Raw genomic sequence first — 17983 nt, 5'->3', positions numbered from 1 at the left:
CCGGTACGGCGTGCCGTGCGTGATGAGGGGGTGAGCCCAGCAGGCACAGCCGACGAGGAACTCGTCAGAACCCTCTTCGATGAGCACGCGGGGCCGCTCTACGGTTACGTACTGCGACTGACCGGGGACCCTGGCCGAGCGGAGGATGTCGTGCAGGAGACGCTGCTGCGGGCTTGGCGGCATCCCGAGGCGATCTCCGGGCGCCCGATCAGGGCGTGGCTGTTCACAGTGGCTCGCAACCTCGTCGTCGACCAGCACCGCGCGAGAAAGGCCAGGCCCCAGGAGACAGGGGACGAGGCGCTCGCCGTCATCCCCGCCGACGACGAGCTCGAGAAGGCGGTCGAGTCGTGGGCGGTGGCTGAGGCGCTGGCCGCGCTGCGTCCTGAGCATCGCGAGGTGCTGCTGGAGGTCTACTATCGGGGGCGATCGGTGAAGGAGGCGTCGGAGACGCTCGGCATTCCCGCCGGAACCGTCAAGTCACGGACCTACTACGCGCTGCGGGCGCTGAAGCTCGCCCTGGAAGAGCGGGGGCTGGCGCCGTGATGACGTGCGAGGAGGTACGGCTGTCGCTCGGCGCCTACACGCTCGGGGCGCTCGACCCCGAGGAGGCGCTCGAGATCGAGGTTCACCTGGCCTCGTGCGAGGAGTGCACCGACGAGCTGATGGAGCTCGAAGGGGTGTCCTCGTTCCTGGCGAAGGTGTCGGAGAAGGACGTGGAGCTGGTCGCACGCCCTCCTCGTGAGGTGCTCGACCGGCTGCTGAACGACCGGGTGAAGCGCCACAGGCGCGGGCGGATCCTGCTGGCGGTCGCGGCCTCGGTCGCGGTGCTGGCGGTGGGCGGCACGGTCTGGACCTCCGCTCACCGGCAGGAGGGGACGTCGGCGGCCCCTGCCGCGGTCATCTCCTCCCAGGAGAGGGGCCAGGGCGCGGCGCCCGAGGACTCGAAGGCGCCCAAGCCCACGCAGGCGCCCAAGAACGCGGAGGAGGACCGCAGTGTCGCCGCCGACGTTCCGTCGGCCAGCGCCGCGCCCACGCCTTCCGAGACAGGCCCGATGGCGCTCAAGGCCGAGGGCAGGGCGTTCAACGGCCGCTCGAACGGGGTCGAGGCCACGGTCACGGTGACGCCGGGCATGCCGCTCCAGGTGCAGATCAGCGGTGTCCCCGCGGGCACCGAGTGCACGCTGTACGTGGTGACGAAGGGCGGCGGGCGCGAGAGGACCAAGCCGTGGACGGTCACCGAGAACCACTACGACGAGGGCGTGGCCGTCTTGGCCGTGGAGAGTCACACGCCCCAGGCGTCCATCAGCGCCTTCGAGATCAGGGACACCGACGGCAAGGTCCTGGTCAGCGTCAAAGCCACGTAGGGAAGAATCCCCGCGCCGCCGCGGTTGCACGAGGGGATGACAGGCTGGTGGGTGGTGCTGGCGACGCTGGCGCTCGGCACGGTGATCGGGGTGGTGAAGCTGCGCCGCGACGGACGCATGCGCGAAGCAGGGCAGACGCTCACGGCCGACACGCTCGGCGAGGAGCTGGGCGAGCGCGCCACCCTCGTGCAGTTCTCGACGGCGTTCTGCCAGCCGTGCAGGGCGACACGCCGGGTCCTCGAGGATGTCAGCGGCCTCGTTCCCGGGGTCAGGCACGTGGAGATCGACGCGGAGTCGCGGCTCGACCTGGTGCGCGAGCTCGACATCATGCGGACGCCGACCGTCCTCGTCCTCGACAGGGCAGGGAACGTCGTGAAGAAGGCGTCGGGGCAGCCCAGGAAGGCCGACGTGATCGCGGCGCTCGGTCCGATCGTGTCTCACGACCCGGACGAGATGTGACAGACGGCGAGACGACAGGTAATGTCGTCGCCATGTACCCCACGACAGAGCTGCTGACGAAGCGGCGCGCGGTTGATTTCTGCCGCGTGACCACCGCGCTCTGTCGCGCTGCCTGAGGACGGTCTCGCGCGGACATTCAGGTCCGCCCCCATCCGACCCTTCAGGAGCATCCCACGATGCGTGCCGACCCTAGAGTGCTGCGCCTCGGCGCGGCTGTCACCACAATCGTCCTCGCTCTCGTCCTGGTGACGGGTAGCGTCTGGCTGCTCGCCGTCCAGGCCGTGGTGTTCGCACTCGGCGTGGCCGGCCGCTCGCCGTACAGGATGCTCTTCAAGAGTCCGCCGAAGAAGACGGAGGACGCCCGCCCGCCGCGGTTCGCGCAGGCGGTCGGCCTGGTCTTCGCGGTCGCGGGGCTGATCGGATTCTTCACCGGGATCACGCCGCTCGCCCTCGGGGCGACGGCGGCGGCCCTCCTCGCCGCGTTCCTCAATGCAGCCTTCGGTCTCTGCCTCGGCTGCGAGATGTACTTGATGATTCGCCGTCTACTACCCGCTGCCACAATGGAGGTTCACCCATGAGCCGTTCCGCCGCCCTGGTGGATGCCGACTGGGTCGAGGCCAATCTCGACTCTCCCGGTGTCGTGCTCGTCGAGGTCGACGAGGACACCAGCGCCTACGCCAAGGGCCACATTCGTAACGCTGTCAGGATCGACTGGCAGGCCGATCTGCAGGACCCCGTTCGTCGTGACTTCGTCGACAAGGCGGGTTTCGAGGCGCTGTTGTCGGAGCGCGGGATCGCCAACGACGACCTCGTGGTGCTCTACGGGGGCAACAACAACTGGTTCGCCTCTTACGCGTACTGGTACTTCAAGCTCTACGGTCACTCCAACGTCAAGCTGCTGGACGGCGGTCGCAAGAAGTGGGAGCTGGACTCGCGTGAGCTGGTGACCGACGTTCCCGCCCGCCCGGCGACCACCTACGTGGCGCAGGAGCAGGACTCGGCGATCCGCGCCTTCCGCGATGACGTGGTGGCGGCGATCGGCAAGCTCAACCTGGTGGACGTGCGCTCGCCCGACGAGTTCACCGGCAAGCTGCTGGCTCCGGCGCATCTTCCGCAGGAGCAGGCGCAGCGCGCGGGTCACGTGCCGACGGCTCGTAACATCCCGTGGTCGAAGGCGGCCAACGACGACGGCACGTTCAAGTCCGACGAGGAGTTGAAGGACCTGTACTCGGGTGCGGGTGTCGACTTCGGCAAGGACACGATCGCCTACTGCAGGATCGGGGAGCGTTCGGCGCACACGTGGTTCGTGCTGCACGAGATCCTCGACCAGGCCAACGTGAAGAACTACGACGGTTCGTGGACCGAGTACGGCTCGCTCGTGGGCGTGCCGATCGAGCTGGGAGAGGCCCGCTAATGACTGTTTCGACTCAGGGATGCGCCGCTCCGGAGCAGACCGTCGCGCTGCCCGCGGGGATCGACCTGTCGACCCAGGCCGTGATCCAGGGCGTGGTGACCGGCGCGGGCACCGCCTACGCGCGCCTGCTCGACCACTCCGGCGAGTTCACCGGCGAGGTCGTGGTGTCCGACGAGGGCATCTTCCGCTTCTTCGCCGCCCCCGGTGACTGGACCGTCCGCATCATCGCGGGTGGCGGCGTCACCAGGGACGTCGCCGTCCAGGCCAAGCTGGGTGAGGTCGCCCAGCTCGCCGTCGCGGTCTGACCGCGCAGACACCCGAGAAGGGGGTCACGTCCTGCGGGACGTGACCCCCTTCCCGTCTTTCCGCAACGATCCCGGGCCTCGCGGTGTTATACAGACGTGAACCGACTCGACTGCCTGGACCCGGTACGGAAGGCGCTGCTCGACGACGTCGACGGCGGCTTCGCCGAGCTGTACGGGACCTATCGCGGCCTGGTGTTCTCCACCGCCCTGCGGCTGAGCGGGCGGTGGGCCGATGCCGAGGATCTGACCGCGGAGGCGTTCCTCCGCGCCTACCGGGCGGTGGCGGGTTATGATCGCGCGCGCATCGCCGCGTTGCAGCCGCGTCCGTGGCTGATGACGATCCTCATGAACGTGTGGCGCAACTGCGTCCGCTCCAGGGTCCGCCATCCGCCGCCCGACCTGTTGGAGGAGCCGGTGGACGCGGTGGACACCGGTGAGGGCGTGGAGGCGGCGGCCGAGCGTCGCGAGACCGGTGGTGAGCTGGCCGACCTGCTGCGCCTCCTGCCGGAGGACCAGCGGGCCGCGGTCGTGCTCAGGCATGTCGTGGACCTGCCGGTCAGCGAGGTGGCCACGGTGCTCGGCCTCCCGCAGGGCACCGTCAAGTCGCACGTGTCGCGGGGGCTCAAGCGTCTGAGGGAGATGGCCAGATGAACCAGGATCCGTTGCTCGCAGGGCTCGCCGCACTGTCCGCCGACGCGCCCTCGGGCCTGCTCGACAGGATCGCCGCCCGCTGGGTGCGCGTGCCGAGCCCGCTCGGCGAGGTGTCCGTCGCCAGCACCGACCAAGGCATCGCCTTCCTGCGCTGGAACGAGGATCCCGGCGCGGGGGACGGCTTCGCCGCGGAGTTCAGGGCCCGCTTCGGCAGGCCGTTGCTGCCGGGCGATCGCCCGCCCGCCGGCCTGCTGCCCGCGCTTCGCGCGGGGAAGGTCTCGGGGCTCAGGCTCGACCTGCGGGAGCTGAGCGACTTCCAGCGCGAGGTGCTGACGACGGCGCAGCGCATCCCGCGCGGCGAGGTGCGGCCCTACGGGTGGATCGCCCGCCAGATCGGCAGGCCGGGCGCGGTGCGCGCGGTCGGCACCGCGCTGGCGCGCAACCCGGTCCCGTTGCTCGTCCCCTGCCACAGGGTGATCAGGTCGGACGGCGTGGTCGGCGACTACGTGTTCGGCGGCGAGGCCAAGGAACGGCTGCTGCGGGAGGAGGGCGTGGACCTCGACGGGTTGCGCCGGATGGCAGGGGAGAACGTCTTCTACCTGGCCAGCGACACCACCGGCATCGTGTGCTTCCCGACCTGCCACAACGCCAGGCGCATCACGCCTCGGCACAGGCACGGCTTCCGCAGCGTCGCGCAGGCGGAGTCGGAGGGGTATCGGGCGTGCCGTACGTGCAGGCCGGGGGAGGTGGCGGCGTGAACGCGGAGCTGGGCGGGGTGCTGCGGCTGGTGAGCCAGCAGCATGCCGGAGGGCTGGCAGGGCATGGGGCGGCGGCTGGTGGCGACGGGCGTGTGGCGGCCTGGCAGGACGGTCGCGTTCGCGGGGCTTGCCGTACCCGATCTGCCCGCCCTCGCGGGGGAGGAGGCCACGGAGGGCCTGCGTGGTGCACGCGCCGACGGTGGGCTGTGGCTGGTCCACGACGGTCAGCTGATGGCCGGGTAGCGGATGAGCAGCGAGGCGAGGACCTCCTGCTCGCCCACGGCCGCGTAGCCGTGCGGCACGTCGGAGCGCCAGGTGAGGTAGCCGCCTGGCCCCGCCAGGAGAGGCGCGTCGAGGGGGCCCGCGCTGAGCGTGCCCGTGAAGACCGTGATGTGCTCGGTCACGCCCTCGTAGTGGGCGGGCGAGGTCTGCGTGGCGCCTGACGGCACCCGCATCCGGTAGAGCTCGTAGGTGACGCCCGCGTCCTCGAACAGCTCCAGCAGCGTGGCCTCGACCGCCTCACCGCGCACCGTCACGTAGTCCTCTGGAGGGCCGAGGACGGCCGCGATGGGCACTCCGAGCTGCGCGGTGACGGCCCAGAGGGTGTCGAGGGTGGGGTTGCGGGTGCCCGTCTCCAGACCGGACAGCGTCGCCTTGCCCACGCCCGCCCGCCTGGCGAGCTCGGACAGCGAGATCCCGCGCTCCTGGCGCAGGCGGCGCACCCTCCTGCCGACCTCGTGCGGGTCGCCGTCCACGACTGTCATGAGAGTCATCCTGCCCGATCTGCTAGCGTTCCGTATATGGAACGAACGCAACCGATCGTCGCAGGAGTGGTAACCGCCTTAGTGGGGTTCGCCAGCTCGTTCACCGTCGTCCTGGCGGGGCTGCGCGCGGTCGGCGCCGACGAACGCCAGGCCGCCTCCGGCCTCATGGCGCTCTGCGTCGCTGTCGGCACCGTCTCCATCGTGCTGGGACTGCGGCACCGGATGCCCATCGCCATCGCGTGGTCCACTCCAGGCGCCGCGCTCCTGCTGACCGCTGGTGGCAGGTTCGCCGAGGCGGTGGGCGCGTTCGTGGTGTGCGGGCTGCTCATCATGGCGGCGGGGCTGGTGCCGTGGCTCGGCCGCGCCATCGCCGCGATCCCCGGCCCGATCGCCGCCGCCATGCTCGCAGGGGTGCTGCTCAAGCTCTGCCTCGCGCCGGTGCAGGCCATGGTCGCCGTGCCGTACCTCGCCGGGCCTGTGATCGCCGTCTGGGCGCTCCTCTACCGCTTCGCCCGCACCTGGGCGGTGCCGGGGGCGCTCGCCACCGCGGTGGCGGCCATCGCGCTGACCGCCCCTCCCCCGAACCTCAGCCTGATGCCGGTGGTCGAGCTGACCACCCCCGTCTTCACCGTGTCCGCCGTGGCCGGCATCGCCGTGCCGCTGTTCCTGGTCACGATGGCCGCCCAGAACGTGCCGGGAATGGCGGTTCTTTCCGGGTACGGCTACCGCCCGCCGCTGCGCGGCGTCCTGCTGGCGACGGGGGCGGCGTCGGCGCTCGGCGCGCCCTTCGGCGGGCACGCCGTCAACCTGGCCGCCATCACCGCCGCGCTGGCCGCCTCGCCCGAGGCTTCACCCGACCCGTCCCGCCGCTGGATCGCCTCGGTCACCGCGGGTGTCTCGATGATCGGCCTCGGCCTGCTGTCCAGTGTGGCCGCCGCCTTCGTCCTGCTGTCACCGCCGGTCCTGGTGGAAGCGGTGGCCGGGCTCGCCCTGTTCGGCGCGCTCGGCTCATCGCTCTCCTCGGCCTTCCTCGAGCCCCACGGCAGAGAGGGCGCGGTCGTCACCTTCGCGGTCACCGCCTCGGGGGTGAGCTGGCTCGGTGTCGGCTCCGCCTTCTGGGGCCTGGTCGCGGGCGGCCTCATGCACCTGCTGGTACGGCGCGCTCAGGCGGCCAGCTTGCGCTCCACCCTGCCGACCGAGTCCAGGTAGTCGGGGTCGGCGTGCATGGCCGCGGCCATGCGCAGGTGCGGAAGCGCCTCGTCCAGCCTGCTCGCCCGCTCCAGCGTCCTGCCCAGCAGGAAGCGGGCGTAGTGGTCGCTCGGGTCGCGCTCCAGCAGCCCGTCGAGGGCCTCCTTCGCCCTGCCCAGCTGGGCGGAGTGATAGTAGGAGCGCGCGGCGAGCAGCTGCACGCCGTGGTCGTCGCCGTGCTCGTCGAGCAGCGGCTCCAGCATCATGAGGGCGCCGAGGGGGTCTCGCATCCCGAGGAGACGCTCGGCGAAGCGGTAGCGCTCGATCTCGTTCATGGGTGGTTGAACACTCAACTACACGCGTCGCATTCCCGGTGTTAACCCTGTGACGCTACGATTCACCAGATGTCAGGATCGCCAGGTGTGGCGGCACCACCCCGACCTGCGCCCACGCCGGCCCAGCGGATGCCGTCGCCGTTCTCGTTGCCCCTGCACGCGCTGCGCCTCGCGGGCAAGTGCGCGCTGCCCTTGATCATGTGGTTCTCCGTGGGGGAGGCCGCCAGATTCGGCCTGCTCTACCTGGGCACCGAGATCTCCCATGGCGACTTCCACCAGGCCCGCCTGGTCGCGACCGTCGCGGTGATGACGCTCGTCGTCATGCTCGCCATGGTGACGACCGTGGGCATGCTGTACAGCCTGCGCGCCGCGCTGTGGGAGACCGCGGCCCGCGGGGAGGGCGAGCGGTTCTTCGCCGCCCTCGACCGGATCGCCCCCGCCTTCGCGGCCATCTATCTGACGTGGAACTTCGTTCTTCGCGACGCCCTTGCCTTCTCCGATCTCGACTGGCTGCACAACCTGGACGAGAACTTCTACAGCCCGATCTTGTCCGCGGTGGCGGAAGGCAAGAAGGCCGAGACCACGGCGGGCATGGGGCTCGCCGACCTCGACTGGCGCGTGTCGCTGGCCTCGATGGTCGTGGCGCTGGGCCTCAAGTGGTTCTTCAACCGCATGGTCGAGCGCGGCGAGGGCAAGGTCGCGGGCGTGGCGTCGGCGCTGTCGGAGTTCGCGCTGTTCTTCTTCGGCCTGAACGCCACGCTGACCCTCGCCTCGTTGCGGGCCGACTGGGTGGGGCACCGGCGGGTCGTCGCCGGCTCGGGTGAGTTGTGGAAGCAGGCCAAGGACAACGTGCCGGGCTGGGAAGCCTTCTGGCGGGCCGTCGGCGAGATCTGGCCCTTCTTCGTGGACGCCCTGTTCGTGCCGCTCACCTGGCTCACCATCGCCATCCTGGTCTTCGGCGCCTTCAGCGAGGACACCCGTACGGCGGTGCGCGGCGTGCGACGCCTGGAAGAGGGCGTCGACAGGCTGGAGCAGTCGCACGATGTCACCCAGCGCTCGTTCAACCGTGTGACGGGCAGCTTCATGGAGCGCTGGGTGCCGCTGGTCAACACCTTCAGGCTGACCATCAAGGGCGGCGCCCCGCTCTTCGGCCTCATGTGCCTGCTGTACGTGGCCCTGCGCCTGGGAGCCGACTTCGCCGACAGGGGCGTCCACACGCTGATCGGCTCGGAGACGCCCTACTGGTGGCTGGTCATCGGCGAGCCGGTCGCCTTCGTCAAGAACCTGCTGGTGACGACGCTGACGATGTGCCTGCTGGCCGCGACGTTCGACATCGCGGCCACCAGGGCCAGGCTCAGCGGTCAGGCCATCAGCGACTGAACCGCAGGATGTCCAGGTTGTCGTCGCCCATGGGCTTCATGAGGTCCTTGGTCGGCGTGTCCGAGCGGTAGGAGCTGGGGCGCAGCTCCAGCTCCACCTCCTTGGCCACGACGGAGGGGACGACGGCGACCTTCGTCGTCACGTAGCTCTCACCCACGACGTGATCGACCGGCGCCTTGTCCTCCAGCGTCTCCAACTGCCACGCGCGGCCTGCGCGGTCCTTGAGCAGCACGTCCGGCTGGCCGGTCAGCTGCGCGCCGTCCTTGTCGACGGCCTTCCTGGTGATGTCGATCTTGAGCCACTGCTTGTCGGGCGTGTTGTGCTTGGTGCCCGCGGGCGCCTGCATGGTCCCGTAGGACACCTTCCATGTGACGTGCTCGAACGTGATGTCCTGACCCGCCGCGACCGCGTGGATCCTGTCGTCGGGCTGGCCGCCCTCGAACAGAAGGAAGCGGTCGTAGGTGGGCACGCCGACGGCCACGGCGAGCGCCACGATCGCGCCCACGCCCTGCAGCAGCAGGCGGGGACGTTTGGGCGGCTGTGCGCCCGCCGCGTCGGCGGAAGGCTCCGCGGGAGGCCCTGACCACGGCCCGGAAGGCTGTGTGGGCGGCTGCGCGGGTGGCTGCTGGGGCGGCCGGGACGGCAGCGGGCCCGCGCTCGGCACGGCGGGCAGCGGCTGCGTCGAGCTCCCCGCGGGCTCGCGGGTCGGCGGCACCGGAGGCCACACCTGGTGGTCGGGGTGCACGGGTCGGTGCTGCGGATGGTGGGGGGGTTGCTGAGGCTGCGGGCGCTGTGGCCGTTGGGGTCGCTGCTGCCCCGAGGGGGAGAACCAGTCGCTCATCGCTTGTCCCCCAGTTGGTAGACGTCCTTGGGAGCGGTGAACAGCCGCTGGGCCGCCGCGTCGTCCAGCCCGAGATCCACCTCGACCTCCGGCATGTAGGGCTCGCCGTAGAAGATGCTCGTGGGAATGGAGAACACCGCCCTGGCGCCGGGAAGGGTGGAGGCGGGCACCTCGAACACGAACAGGCCCGACGACCACCAGCCCGGCTGTATCCACGGATTGGACAGCGTCTTCGCCTTCTCGATCCGGTCCGTGGCGGCGAAGCGTTTGCCGTCGTCCGTGAGCAGCTCGGCGGGCTGCAGGTGCAACGGCTCCTTCGGCACGGTGGCCGCCGCCTGCACCACGAGGAAGACCTGGTCCTTGGCCGCCTCGATCGTCTTGTCCCCGACGTCGATCGCACGCGCGGAGGAGATCGAGTCGACCCTCGCGGAGAACCTGCCGGTGTCGACCTCGTCCTTGACGGCGCCCGTGTAGGTCAGCGGGGCGCCGAGCTGCTCGGAGGTGAGCATGAGCGTCTGCAGGCCGATGGCGCCGCCCGCCAGGGCCAGGCCCACGACGGCGTTGAGCACCTTGGACCCGCCGCCCTTGCGGGAGGATCGCCGCGACTGGCGCGGCGGTGCGGACCTGCGCTGGTCGGTGGCGGTCACGAACGTGCCTCCGGCTTCACGGGGAGCGTGATCTGGCCCAGGACGACGGGGACCTGCTTGTCGTCCTTCTCCTCGCTGGAGGTCACCCAGCCTCGGGCGGGAGTGAAGTCGCCCTTCAGGTACTCACGCGTCCCGACGTCGAGCGTGACCTTGTCCGGTGGCTTGACGCCGGGCTCCAGCTCGTAGCGGACCAAAACCTTGGTCTGGACGCCGGGCTGGAGCTGCCCGCTCGGGCCGCTCTGGGTGGGCACGATCGTGATCACGCCGTACTTCGGCTTGATCTCCGGAGTGATCTTCAGCAGCGTGGACTGGAACGCCGAGCCGGCGGAGGCGGTCTCCTCGCCCTCGTTGGTCACCTTCGCCTCCACCTCGAGGAAGCGCTTGGGGTCGCCGAAGGACGTGTCGGGCTGCACGGTGGTCACCCTGCTCTCGACGAACTGGGTCTTGAACTGGCCCTGGTCGATCTCGGTGGCGACCTTGAGTGCGGGCGGGTTCGGGTCGGGAGCCTCGTTCAGGCCGCCGAGCAGGGCGGTGATGCCCAGTCCGGTGGCCAGGACCAAACCCACCGCGGGCACCAGGATCGGGCGTTGCGCCTTGTTGTCCTCGGAGGAGGGTTCCGTCATGGGCAACGATGGTAATAGGTCACGTCTGTACCATCCGCCGCAATCCTCCCATCGGCTGGTCGAATTGCCGTGAACCCTGCCGGAACCGCCTGTCAAACTCGTAGGCTGGGGCACTACTAACGAGATAGGGCGGCCGGAGGGTCACGTGGCGGACGTGCATCCCGAGCAGGCACAGCTGCAGGCGGATCGCATCTACCTGGGCTGGCAGTACGTCCTGCTGCACCCAGATCCGGGATCGCCGCCCAAACGCCCCTCGCCGGTCGTGGAGCCGCAACGGGACTCCCAGCCTGATCCCGAGCTGGTGCGCAGGGAGCGGATGCAGGAGGACCTGCTCAACCGCCCCGTGAAGATCTTTCGAACGTTCATGGCGGTGTTAGCCGTCGTCATCCTGGGCGCCGCGATCGCCGGGGCGCTCAACTGGTCGTTCGCGATCATCGGGCTGGCGGCGGCCGGAGGCGTCGCGGGCATCTGCAGCTACGCCGTCCTCCAGGGCGACAGGGCGGTCCGCTACCGAGTGCAGGAGCAGCAGGCCAGGGACGACCGGCTTCGGCAGGAACGTGACAAGGAGCTGTTCAGGGCACAGGAGGAGCACGCCGAGCGGTACCGCGGCTGGCAGGAGCTGAAGGACCGCTACGACCGGCAGCTGACCTGGTACGCGGTCGCCGTACCCGACGAGATCGACCGCGTCGACGTGGCGGGAGGCACACTGCCAGGCTGGTCGGCGCTGGTGACGCTGCTGGGCGCGACGCGCCTCTACAGCGGCGGGCACCTGACCGTGCTCGACCTGTCGGAGGGTGCGATCGCCAAGGACCTGATCGAGCTGGCCCGCAGGGGCGGCGACGACCCGCTGGTGTGGGTGCTGCCCGTCGACCTGCCCAAACTCGACCTGGGGGCGACGCTCAAGCCCGAGGCGTTCGCCGACGTGCTGGCGCACGTGGTGAGCGTGAGCGAGGAGCACCGCACGACGCGCGATCTGAGCTTCGACAACGCGATCCTCGAGCGGGTGCTCGAGGTGCTCGGCGAGAACGCCACGATCGCCCAGGTGACGGCCGCGCTGCGGGCGCTGGCCCAGGTGGGCGACCCGCGCGACGACCTCGAGTACGGGCTCATCACCGCCGAGCAGCTGGAGCGCATCGGCACGATGTTCGGCCGAGGGGTCAGCGACCGGGTGGTCATCGAGCGGGCGTGGGCGCTGGAGTCACAGCTGCGCAAGCTCGAGACCCTCGGCACCGAGGCCGTACGGCTGCCGCCCGCGCGCCTGCGGGTGGTGAGCATGGACCGGCAGGCGGGCGTGTTCGGCAACCGCGTGCTCGGCACGTACGTGGCCACCGCGCTCACCCACATCCTGCGCCAGTCGCCCGCCTCCGACCGGCCCTGGTACCACACGATCATCGTCGCGGGCGCCGACAAGCTCCGCGGCGACGTGCTCGACCGGCTCATGGACGCGTGCGAGACGTCGAGGACGGGGCTGGTGCTGACCTACAGGTCGCTGACGCCGACCGTGCGCGAGCGGCTGGGGCGAGGGCACGCCGCCGTGGCCTTCATGCGGCTGGGCAACGCCGAGGACGCCCGCGTGGCCAGCGAGCACGTCGGCACCGAGCACCGCCTCGAGCTGGCCCAGCTCACCGAGACGATCAGCGCCTCCGTGGCCGGGCTCAACGGCACCCCCTACACCTCCACGATCGACCAGGTGGAGGAGGGGGCGGAGGAGCGGGGCGAGAGCCGTACGGACCTGAAGGAGGACATCACCGAGTCCACCGAGTGGGGCAGGACCGCCGACAAGATCGGCGAGAAGGAGCGCGTCCTGCAGCGCTCGCGCGAGTTCCTCGTCGAGCCGCACCAGTTGCAGCAGCTGCCGACCACGTCCGTGATCGTCACCGACGCCACCGCCGACGGCCGCCGCGTACGGCTGGCCGACGCGAACCCGGCGATCCTCACCTTCCCCAAGACGACGCTCGGCGAGCTCGAAGAGGTACGCGAAGCGGTGCTCGGCATGGACCAGGCGGCCGAGTCCGACGAGCCGCCGCCGAACCTCGGCCCGCCCCCGCCACGCCTCGACTGGCGGAAGAAGGGGTAATGGCATGGTCAATTCAGGGGTGACTTCTTGATCATCGGCGGACTTTCCTATGAGGAACGTGTGCTGTAGACCCTCCTCCGCCTCTGTTGTCCAAGGAACCCTTCGGCGGTTCCACGCACACGTTTCCCATCCCTGGAGGTAACGACGTGCTGAGTGGTCCGTGGTATCGGATCCAGTCCATCGCCGCGCCCGCGCGCTGTTCGTCGGCGGAGTCCGACTTCGTCGCCGTGCTGCCCGCCGTCCTGTCCGCCGCGCAGCGTGACAGCTCCTTCGTGATCGGCTGGGTGTCGCGCGGGGGTGGGGCTCCGCTCGAACTGATCACCAACGCGGGCCCGCTGTCGGCGCGCAACCCCGTCGAGCCGCTGCTGTTCCCCGGAGGGGCGCGCGGCGAGCGGCTGGGGGAGGACTACCTGGCCGACCTCGGCGACCTGGTGTGGGTGCCGTGCCCAGGACGGCAGGCCCCGCCGCTGAGCCGCAGGCGGGAGAGCGACCCCTCCGAGCCCACGCTGTTCGAGTCGACGCTGGTCACGCTGATGGCGCGGCCGTTCGCCTGGCTCGTGGTCGCCGAGCCGACCGGCCTGCTCGACACCGAGGTCGCGCACCTGCGCACGCAACTCAACGTGCTCAGGCAGTACGGCGAGGCCTCCGAACGCTCCAGGTTCGACGTCGAGCGCGCCGAACGCCGCATGCAGGAGCTCGACGCCTTCCGCGAGGCGGGGCTGTGGAACGTCAGGGTGATGGCGGGCGCGGCGACCTCCGAGGAACTGCGGCAGATCGCGCCCGTGCTGGTCGGCTCGGTGGAGCTGGGGCACCATCCCTACCGGCTGCGCAGCGCCCTGCCCGCCGCCTGCTCGCTGCAGGAGGCGCTCGGGGCGAGCATGCAGGACGCCGGTGACGGCGCGGCCGTGCCGTTCGCGGCGACCGCTGGGACGCTGGCCGCGCTCGCCGGGCTGCCCAGGCGTGAGGTGCCGGGGGTGCGCGTGCTGGAGGCCGGGTACTTCGACGTGACCTCAGAGGCCGCAGGCGAGCTCGACCTCGGAGCGATCCTCGACGGGCAGGACAGAGCGGTGGGCTCGTTCGAGGTGCCGCTCGCGACGCTCAACAGGCACGCCTTCGTCACGGGCGCGACGGGCTCGGGCAAGTCGCAGACCGTGCGGCATCTGCTCGAACGGCTCAGCGCGGTCAAGATCCCATGGCTGGCCATCGAGCCGGCCAAATCGGAGTACGCCGCCATGGCGGGGCGCGTCGCCGAGCCGGTGACGGTGATCAACCCGTCGGCCCCCGACGCGGTGCCGTTCAGCGTGAACCCGCTCGAGCCCGAGCCCGGCTACCCCGTGCAGGCGCACATCGACATGGTGCGGGCGCTGTTCATGGCCGCCTTCGACGCCGAGGAGCCGTTCCCGCAGATCATGTCCATGGCCCTGCAGCGCGTCTACGAGGCCAACGGCTGGGACGTCGTCACCGGCGGAGCCGTACCGGGGTCCAAGGTACAGCCGTCGGTGCCCACGTTGGAGCAGCTCCAGCAGCACGCCATGCACGTCATCCAGGAGATCGGCTACGGGCGGGAGGTCCAGGCCGACGTCGAGGGGTTCATCTCGCTGCGGCTGCGGTCGCTGCGGGTGGGCTCGGCAGGGCGGTTCTTCGAGGGCGGGCACCCCGCCGACATCGGCGGGCTCCTCCAGCGCAACGTCGTGCTCGCCATCGAGGACGTGGCCAACGACGAGGACAAGGCGTTCCTCATGGGGACGCTGATCATCAGGATCGTCGAACACCTCCGGATGCGGGCCCGCCACGAGAAGACCGGAGATCTCCGGCATGTGATCGTGATCGAGGAGGCACACCGGCTGCTGCGCGACAGGGGAGCGGGAAGGGCGTCCACCCACGCGGTCGAACTGCTGGCGGGCATGCTCGCCGAGATCAGGGCCTACGGCTCCGGCCTCGTCGTGGCCGAGCAGATCCCCACCAAGCTCATCCCTGACGTGGTGAAGAACACCGCGCTGAAGGTCGTCCACCGGCTGCCCGCCGCCGACGACAGGGCCCTGGTCGGCGCGGCCATGAACCTCAACGACGAGCAGTCGCGCCAGGTCGTCTCCCTGCGGCCCGGCGTCGCCGCCGTCTTCGCCGACGGGATGGACAGGCCGCTGCGCATCCAGGTGCCGCTGGGCGAGGACAGGGAACACGCCGTCGCGGGGCCGCCGCCGCCGATCAGGGGGCGCAGGTCGGCGGCGTGCGGGGCGCAGTGCCGTACCGGGCAGGCGTGCACGCTGGTCGAGCTGCGGGAGGCCGACCTGCTCGCCGACGCGCCCGAATGGGCGTGGCTGCGGATCTGGAGCGACACGGTCGTCCTCGCCTACGTCAGCAACCGGCCGCTGCCCGGAGTGCCGCGCCACCTGGCAGGGACGTGGAACGAGCTGCCGGAGCGCCGCAGGGAGTGCTTGCTGGCGACGCTGATCGAGCGGGCCGTCAACCGGCGGGCGTGGTCGCTGCGCAGCTGGTTCGACCCCGCGCTGCTGACGGAGAAGGCGGCGGAGAGCGCGGGGCGGCTGCTCGGCGCGGTCGAGTCGGGAGGAGAGCGGCCCGGACCCTCGTGGGTCATCCCTCAGGTGCGGTGGCTGCACGAGGTCGAGCGGCTCTTCCCGTACGGCAGGCCCGCGCCCGACCTGCGCAGCCCCGCGCCGCCCATGGAGTACACGCTGTTCAGCGGGGCTTCGGCCGGCGAACTGCTCGGGCACCGGGCCAAGGCGCTGCGGCACCACCCGCTGTCGATGGAGATGGACCACAACAGGACGCTGGCCTGGCGGGTCATCCTCGGCGACGACGAGAACGCGGGCGTGCAGCGGGACATCGGGACGGTCGCGGTCGGAGTGGAGCCTTCGGCGAGGATCCGGCACGTGGGGCAGACGATGGGGGCGGGGTGGCTGGAGGGCGTGCTGTCGTGGCCGCGCCGCTTCGTCCTCCCCTTCGACGGCAACGGCCCGGCCGAGATCACCTTCCCCGACCTCGCCTAGACGCCTCCCCGCCCATCCGAAGGGTGCCCACCCCCCCGGGCACCACCCTCCCGCCCACCGTCCGTCTCCTTCTGCAGAACCCACGCCCGCCGTCCGGGTGGCTGGAAGACGATCCCGGTGAGCGGGAGGGTGGTGGCGTTGCGATCGAGAGGGTGACGGCCGACGTGGTTCGACTAGGATCGGTCAGCATGACCCAGCTTCCGCTGCGGGCCCAGCTCGCGAGTGCCCTGGGGCGCACCGCCGCCACCTTGTCGAGGGTCACCGGGCGTGGTGACGGGTCCGTGATCGGCGGGCGCGTCGGCTTGGTGCTAGAGCCTGATCTGCTCAAGCAGCTGGCCAGGGACCGCAAGCTCGCGCTCGTCAGTGCGACCAACGGCAAGACGACCACTACCCGCCTCATCACCGCGGCGCTGACCGAGCTGGGCGAGGTGGCCACCAACGCGTTCGGCGCCAACATGCCGGCCGGTCACGTGTCCGCGCTCTCGGCCCACAAGACCGCGCCGTACGGCGTGCTCGAAGTGGACGAGAAGTACCTCCCCGAGGTGCTGGAGACCACAGGCGCGAGCGTCGTCTGCCTGATGAACCTCAGCCGCGACCAGATGGACAGGGCGGCCGAGATCTGGCTGCTGGCACAGAAGTGGCGCAGGGCGCTGTCGGGCAAGCCCACCCACGTGATCGCCAACTGCGACGACCCGCTGGTCACCTGGGGTGCCTCCACCGCCGCCAAGGTCACCTGGGTCGCGGGCGGCCAGCGCTGGAAGGAAGACTCCTGGAGCTGCCCCGAGTGCGGGGGCCCGCTCGACAGGAAGGGCGCCGACTGGGCGTGCCGCGAGTGCACCTTCCATAGGCCCGAGCCCCACTGGGTGCTCGACGACGACGCGGTGATCGACCCGCGCGGCCACCGCTGGGTGCTCGACCTGCAGCTGCCCGGCCTCGCCAACCGGTCCAACGGCGCGATGGCGCTGGCGGTGGCCGAGGCGTTCGGGCTGCACGTGCAGTCGGCGCTGCCCAGGCTGCGCGAGGTCACCTCGGTCGCGGGCCGCTACACCACCGTCCAGCGTGACGGCAGGGCCGCGCGGCTGCTGCTGTCGAAGAACCCCGCGGGCTGGCTGGAGGCGTTCGACGTCTCCGACCCCTCGCTGCCGATCATCCTGTCGGTCAACGCGCAGGGCCCGGACGGGCGCGACACCTCGTGGCTGTGGGACGTCGACTACCGCATCCTGCGCGGCCGTCCCGTCTACATCACCGGCGAGCGCCGCCTCGACCTGGCGCTCCGGCTCGACGTCGCCGACGTGCCCTTCCAGCTGTGCGAGAGCTTCACCGAGGCGTTCAACGCGATCCCGCCAGGGCGGCTCGACGTGATCGCCAACTACACCGCCTTCCAGCAGATCCGATCGGAGTTCGGCCGTGCCGTCTGACAGCGCCCTGCGCCTGGTCTGGATCTACCCCGACCTGCTCAGCACGTACGGTGACCAGGGCAACGTGCTCGTCCTCGAGCAGCGGGCCCGCAAGAGGGGCATCGAGGTCGAGACGATCCACGTCCGCTCCTCCGACCCCGTCCCCGACAGCGGCGACATCTACCTCATCGGCGGCGGCGAGGACAGACCGCAGATCCTCGCGGCCCAGCGGCTGCGCAAGGACGGCGGCCTCCACCGGGCGATCGCCCGCGGCGCGGCCATGCTGGCGGTCTGCGCGGGCTACCAGATCATGGGCAGCACGTTCGGCGGCGAGGAGGGGCAGCCCGTCGACGGCATCGGCCTGCTCGACATCGCCAGCTCACGTGGCCCCGCGCGTGCGGTGGGCGAGCTGGTGGCCGAGGTCGACGCGTCGCTCAACCTGCCGACCTTGACCGGGTTCGAGAACCACATGGGCGTCACCCACCTGGGTCCGGGCGTCAAGCCGCTGTCGCGGACGCTGGCCGGGATCGGCAACGGCGACGGGTTCGAGGGCTGCTTCGCCGGGCACGTCGTCGGCACCTACCTGCACGGGCCCGCGCTCGCCCGCAACCCCGCGCTGGCCGACCTGCTGCTCGGCTGGGCGACGGGCAGCACGCTTCCGCCCATCGACGACGCCTGGTACGACCGGCTGCGCAAGGAGCGCCTCGACGCGGTCATGTCCCGCTGACGGCAGCGACACCTTCCCGGAGCCTGACGGGTGCCGTGGTTCCGC

The 17983-nt window shown here is 70.8% G+C and carries 20 protein-coding genes; 15 read left to right on the top strand and 5 right to left on the bottom strand.

All coding sequences use genetic code 11. The annotated features are described in order from the left end of the window. The first annotated feature begins 30 nt into the window (after window positions 1-30). From AB0B45_RS45495 to AB0B45_RS45455, 9 genes are all read left to right on the top strand, one after another. On the top strand, window positions 31-543 hold the full coding sequence (locus AB0B45_RS45495; protein WP_358144318.1) for a sigma-70 family RNA polymerase sigma factor: 513 nt from the start codon (window positions 31-33) through the stop codon (window positions 541-543). After that, window positions 543-1364: a zf-HC2 domain-containing protein gene (locus AB0B45_RS45490; RefSeq protein ID WP_358144315.1), complete on the top strand. Its 822-nt coding sequence runs from the start codon at window positions 543-545 to the stop codon at window positions 1362-1364. The genes AB0B45_RS45495 and AB0B45_RS45490 overlap by 1 nt, the downstream gene beginning before the upstream one ends. Window positions 1365-1400: 36 nt before the next feature. Then, window positions 1401-1823 (top strand): thioredoxin family protein, encoded by a 423-nt coding sequence (locus AB0B45_RS45485; RefSeq protein ID WP_358144280.1) that lies wholly within the window; start codon window positions 1401-1403, stop codon window positions 1821-1823. A gap of 176 nt (window positions 1824-1999) precedes the next feature. Further along, window positions 2000-2401, top strand: a complete 402-nt coding sequence (locus AB0B45_RS45480; protein ID WP_358144277.1) for a DUF4395 domain-containing protein — start codon at window positions 2000-2002, stop codon at window positions 2399-2401. Next, window positions 2398-3237 carry a sulfurtransferase gene (locus AB0B45_RS45475; protein WP_358144276.1) on the top strand — a complete coding sequence of 280 codons (840 nt, stop codon included), beginning with the start codon at window positions 2398-2400 and terminating at the stop codon, window positions 3235-3237. Before AB0B45_RS45480 ends, AB0B45_RS45475 begins: the two co-directional genes overlap by 4 nt. After that, window positions 3237-3542: a DUF1416 domain-containing protein gene (locus AB0B45_RS45470; protein ID WP_358144273.1), complete on the top strand. Its 306-nt coding sequence runs from the start codon at window positions 3237-3239 to the stop codon at window positions 3540-3542. The genes AB0B45_RS45475 and AB0B45_RS45470 overlap by 1 nt, the downstream gene beginning before the upstream one ends. Before the next feature lie 96 nt (window positions 3543-3638). Next, on the top strand, window positions 3639-4193 hold the full coding sequence (locus AB0B45_RS45465) for a sigma-70 family RNA polymerase sigma factor (protein ID WP_358144270.1): 555 nt from the start codon (window positions 3639-3641) through the stop codon (window positions 4191-4193). After that, complete coding sequence (locus AB0B45_RS45460) at window positions 4190-4951, top strand: methylated-DNA--[protein]-cysteine S-methyltransferase (protein WP_358144268.1); 762 nt, start codon at window positions 4190-4192, stop codon at window positions 4949-4951. The genes AB0B45_RS45465 and AB0B45_RS45460 overlap by 4 nt, the downstream gene beginning before the upstream one ends. 42 nt (window positions 4952-4993) lie before the next feature. After that, window positions 4994-5194 carry a hypothetical protein gene (locus AB0B45_RS45455; RefSeq protein ID WP_358144265.1) on the top strand — a complete coding sequence of 67 codons (201 nt, stop codon included), beginning with the start codon at window positions 4994-4996 and terminating at the stop codon, window positions 5192-5194. Here the strand turns inward: AB0B45_RS45455 and AB0B45_RS45450 are convergent. After that, a complete protein-coding gene (locus AB0B45_RS45450; RefSeq protein WP_358144263.1) occupies window positions 5176-5715 on the bottom strand; it encodes a helix-turn-helix domain-containing protein in 540 nt (179 codons plus the stop codon). The two genes, AB0B45_RS45455 and AB0B45_RS45450, sit on opposite strands and share 19 nt — an antisense overlap. Window positions 5716-5751: 36 nt before the next feature. On the opposite strand from AB0B45_RS45450, the gene AB0B45_RS45445 reads away from it, so the two are divergent. Next, complete coding sequence (locus tag AB0B45_RS45445; RefSeq protein WP_358144259.1) at window positions 5752-6924, top strand: benzoate/H(+) symporter BenE family transporter; 1173 nt, start codon at window positions 5752-5754, stop codon at window positions 6922-6924. Here the strand turns inward: AB0B45_RS45445 and AB0B45_RS45440 are convergent. Beyond that, entirely contained in the window at window positions 6879-7238 is a 360-nt protein-coding gene (locus AB0B45_RS45440) for a tetratricopeptide repeat protein (RefSeq protein WP_358144257.1), read from the bottom strand. The genes AB0B45_RS45445 and AB0B45_RS45440 overlap by 46 nt on opposite strands. A gap of 69 nt (window positions 7239-7307) precedes the next feature. Here AB0B45_RS45440 and AB0B45_RS45435 point away from each other — a divergent pair, with 69 nt between their 5' ends. Beyond that, window positions 7308-8618, top strand: a complete 1311-nt coding sequence (locus AB0B45_RS45435) for a hypothetical protein (RefSeq protein WP_358144254.1) — start codon at window positions 7308-7310, stop codon at window positions 8616-8618. On the opposite strand, the gene AB0B45_RS45430 is transcribed toward AB0B45_RS45435, so the two are convergent. The 3 genes from AB0B45_RS45430 to AB0B45_RS45420 all read right to left on the bottom strand — a co-directional run bounded on the left by AB0B45_RS45430 (window position 8608) and on the right by AB0B45_RS45420 (window position 10729). Continuing rightward, complete coding sequence (locus AB0B45_RS45430) at window positions 8608-9363, bottom strand: hypothetical protein (RefSeq protein WP_358144252.1); 756 nt, start codon at window positions 9361-9363, stop codon at window positions 8608-8610. The two genes, AB0B45_RS45435 and AB0B45_RS45430, sit on opposite strands and share 11 nt — an antisense overlap. Before the next feature lie 92 nt (window positions 9364-9455). Further along, window positions 9456-10106, bottom strand: coding sequence for a hypothetical protein (locus AB0B45_RS45425; RefSeq protein ID WP_358144249.1), 651 nt, complete (start codon window positions 10104-10106; stop codon window positions 9456-9458). After that, window positions 10103-10729 (bottom strand): hypothetical protein, encoded by a 627-nt coding sequence (locus AB0B45_RS45420; RefSeq protein WP_358144247.1) that lies wholly within the window; start codon window positions 10727-10729, stop codon window positions 10103-10105. The genes AB0B45_RS45425 and AB0B45_RS45420 overlap by 4 nt, the downstream gene beginning before the upstream one ends. 145 nt (window positions 10730-10874) lie before the next feature. Between AB0B45_RS45420 and AB0B45_RS45415 the strand changes: the two genes are divergently transcribed. From AB0B45_RS45415 to AB0B45_RS45400, 4 genes are all read left to right on the top strand, one after another. After that, window positions 10875-12806 carry a hypothetical protein gene (locus AB0B45_RS45415; RefSeq protein WP_358144244.1) on the top strand — a complete coding sequence of 644 codons (1932 nt, stop codon included), beginning with the start codon at window positions 10875-10877 and terminating at the stop codon, window positions 12804-12806. Window positions 12807-12952: 146 nt separating this feature from the next. Continuing rightward, window positions 12953-15814: an ATP-binding protein gene (locus AB0B45_RS45410; RefSeq protein WP_358144242.1), complete on the top strand. Its 2862-nt coding sequence runs from the start codon at window positions 12953-12955 to the stop codon at window positions 15812-15814. A gap of 188 nt (window positions 15815-16002) precedes the next feature. Further along, complete coding sequence (locus AB0B45_RS45405) at window positions 16003-17232, top strand: MurT ligase domain-containing protein (RefSeq protein ID WP_358144239.1); 1230 nt, start codon at window positions 16003-16005, stop codon at window positions 17230-17232. Beyond that, the gene (locus AB0B45_RS45400) at window positions 17222-17938 is read left to right on the top strand and encodes a glutamine amidotransferase (RefSeq protein ID WP_358144237.1); all 717 of its coding nucleotides are present in this window, start codon (window positions 17222-17224) and stop codon (window positions 17936-17938) included. The genes AB0B45_RS45405 and AB0B45_RS45400 overlap by 11 nt, the downstream gene beginning before the upstream one ends. Window positions 17939-17983: the final 45 nt, after the last annotated feature.

Source organism: Nonomuraea sp. NPDC049152 (assembly GCF_040648355.1).
GTDB lineage: Bacteria > Actinomycetota > Actinomycetes > Streptosporangiales > Streptosporangiaceae > Nonomuraea.
Note: the sequence above shows the minus strand (reverse complement) of the source record. Positions and strands in the feature narration are given on the sequence as shown.

What these genes read in the sequence shown, in the direction of transcription:
- AB0B45_RS45490 (WP_358144315.1), top strand. Translation starts at nt 543, where the DNA reads ATGACGTGCGAGGAGGTACGGCTGTCGCTCGGCGCCTACACGCTCGGG.
- AB0B45_RS45485 (WP_358144280.1), top strand. Translation starts at nt 1,401, where the DNA reads ATGACAGGCTGGTGGGTGGTGCTGGCGACGCTGGCGCTCGGCACGGTG.
- AB0B45_RS45480 (WP_358144277.1), top strand. Translation starts at nt 2,000, where the DNA reads ATGCGTGCCGACCCTAGAGTGCTGCGCCTCGGCGCGGCTGTCACCACA.
- AB0B45_RS45475 (WP_358144276.1), top strand. Translation starts at nt 2,398, where the DNA reads ATGAGCCGTTCCGCCGCCCTGGTGGATGCCGACTGGGTCGAGGCCAAT.
- AB0B45_RS45470 (WP_358144273.1), top strand. Translation starts at nt 3,237, where the DNA reads ATGACTGTTTCGACTCAGGGATGCGCCGCTCCGGAGCAGACCGTCGCG.
- AB0B45_RS45460 (WP_358144268.1), top strand. Translation starts at nt 4,190, where the DNA reads ATGAACCAGGATCCGTTGCTCGCAGGGCTCGCCGCACTGTCCGCCGAC.
- AB0B45_RS45455 (WP_358144265.1), top strand. Translation starts at nt 4,994, where the DNA reads ATGCCGGAGGGCTGGCAGGGCATGGGGCGGCGGCTGGTGGCGACGGGC.
- AB0B45_RS45450 (WP_358144263.1), bottom strand. Translation starts at nt 5,715, where the DNA reads ATGACAGTCGTGGACGGCGACCCGCACGAGGTCGGCAGGAGGGTGCGC.
- AB0B45_RS45445 (WP_358144259.1), top strand. Translation starts at nt 5,752, where the DNA reads ATGGAACGAACGCAACCGATCGTCGCAGGAGTGGTAACCGCCTTAGTG.
- AB0B45_RS45440 (WP_358144257.1), bottom strand. Translation starts at nt 7,238, where the DNA reads ATGAACGAGATCGAGCGCTACCGCTTCGCCGAGCGTCTCCTCGGGATG.
- AB0B45_RS45435 (WP_358144254.1), top strand. Translation starts at nt 7,308, where the DNA reads ATGTCAGGATCGCCAGGTGTGGCGGCACCACCCCGACCTGCGCCCACG.
- AB0B45_RS45420 (WP_358144247.1), bottom strand. Translation starts at nt 10,729, where the DNA reads ATGACGGAACCCTCCTCCGAGGACAACAAGGCGCAACGCCCGATCCTG.
- AB0B45_RS45405 (WP_358144239.1), top strand. Translation starts at nt 16,003, where the DNA reads ATGACCCAGCTTCCGCTGCGGGCCCAGCTCGCGAGTGCCCTGGGGCGC.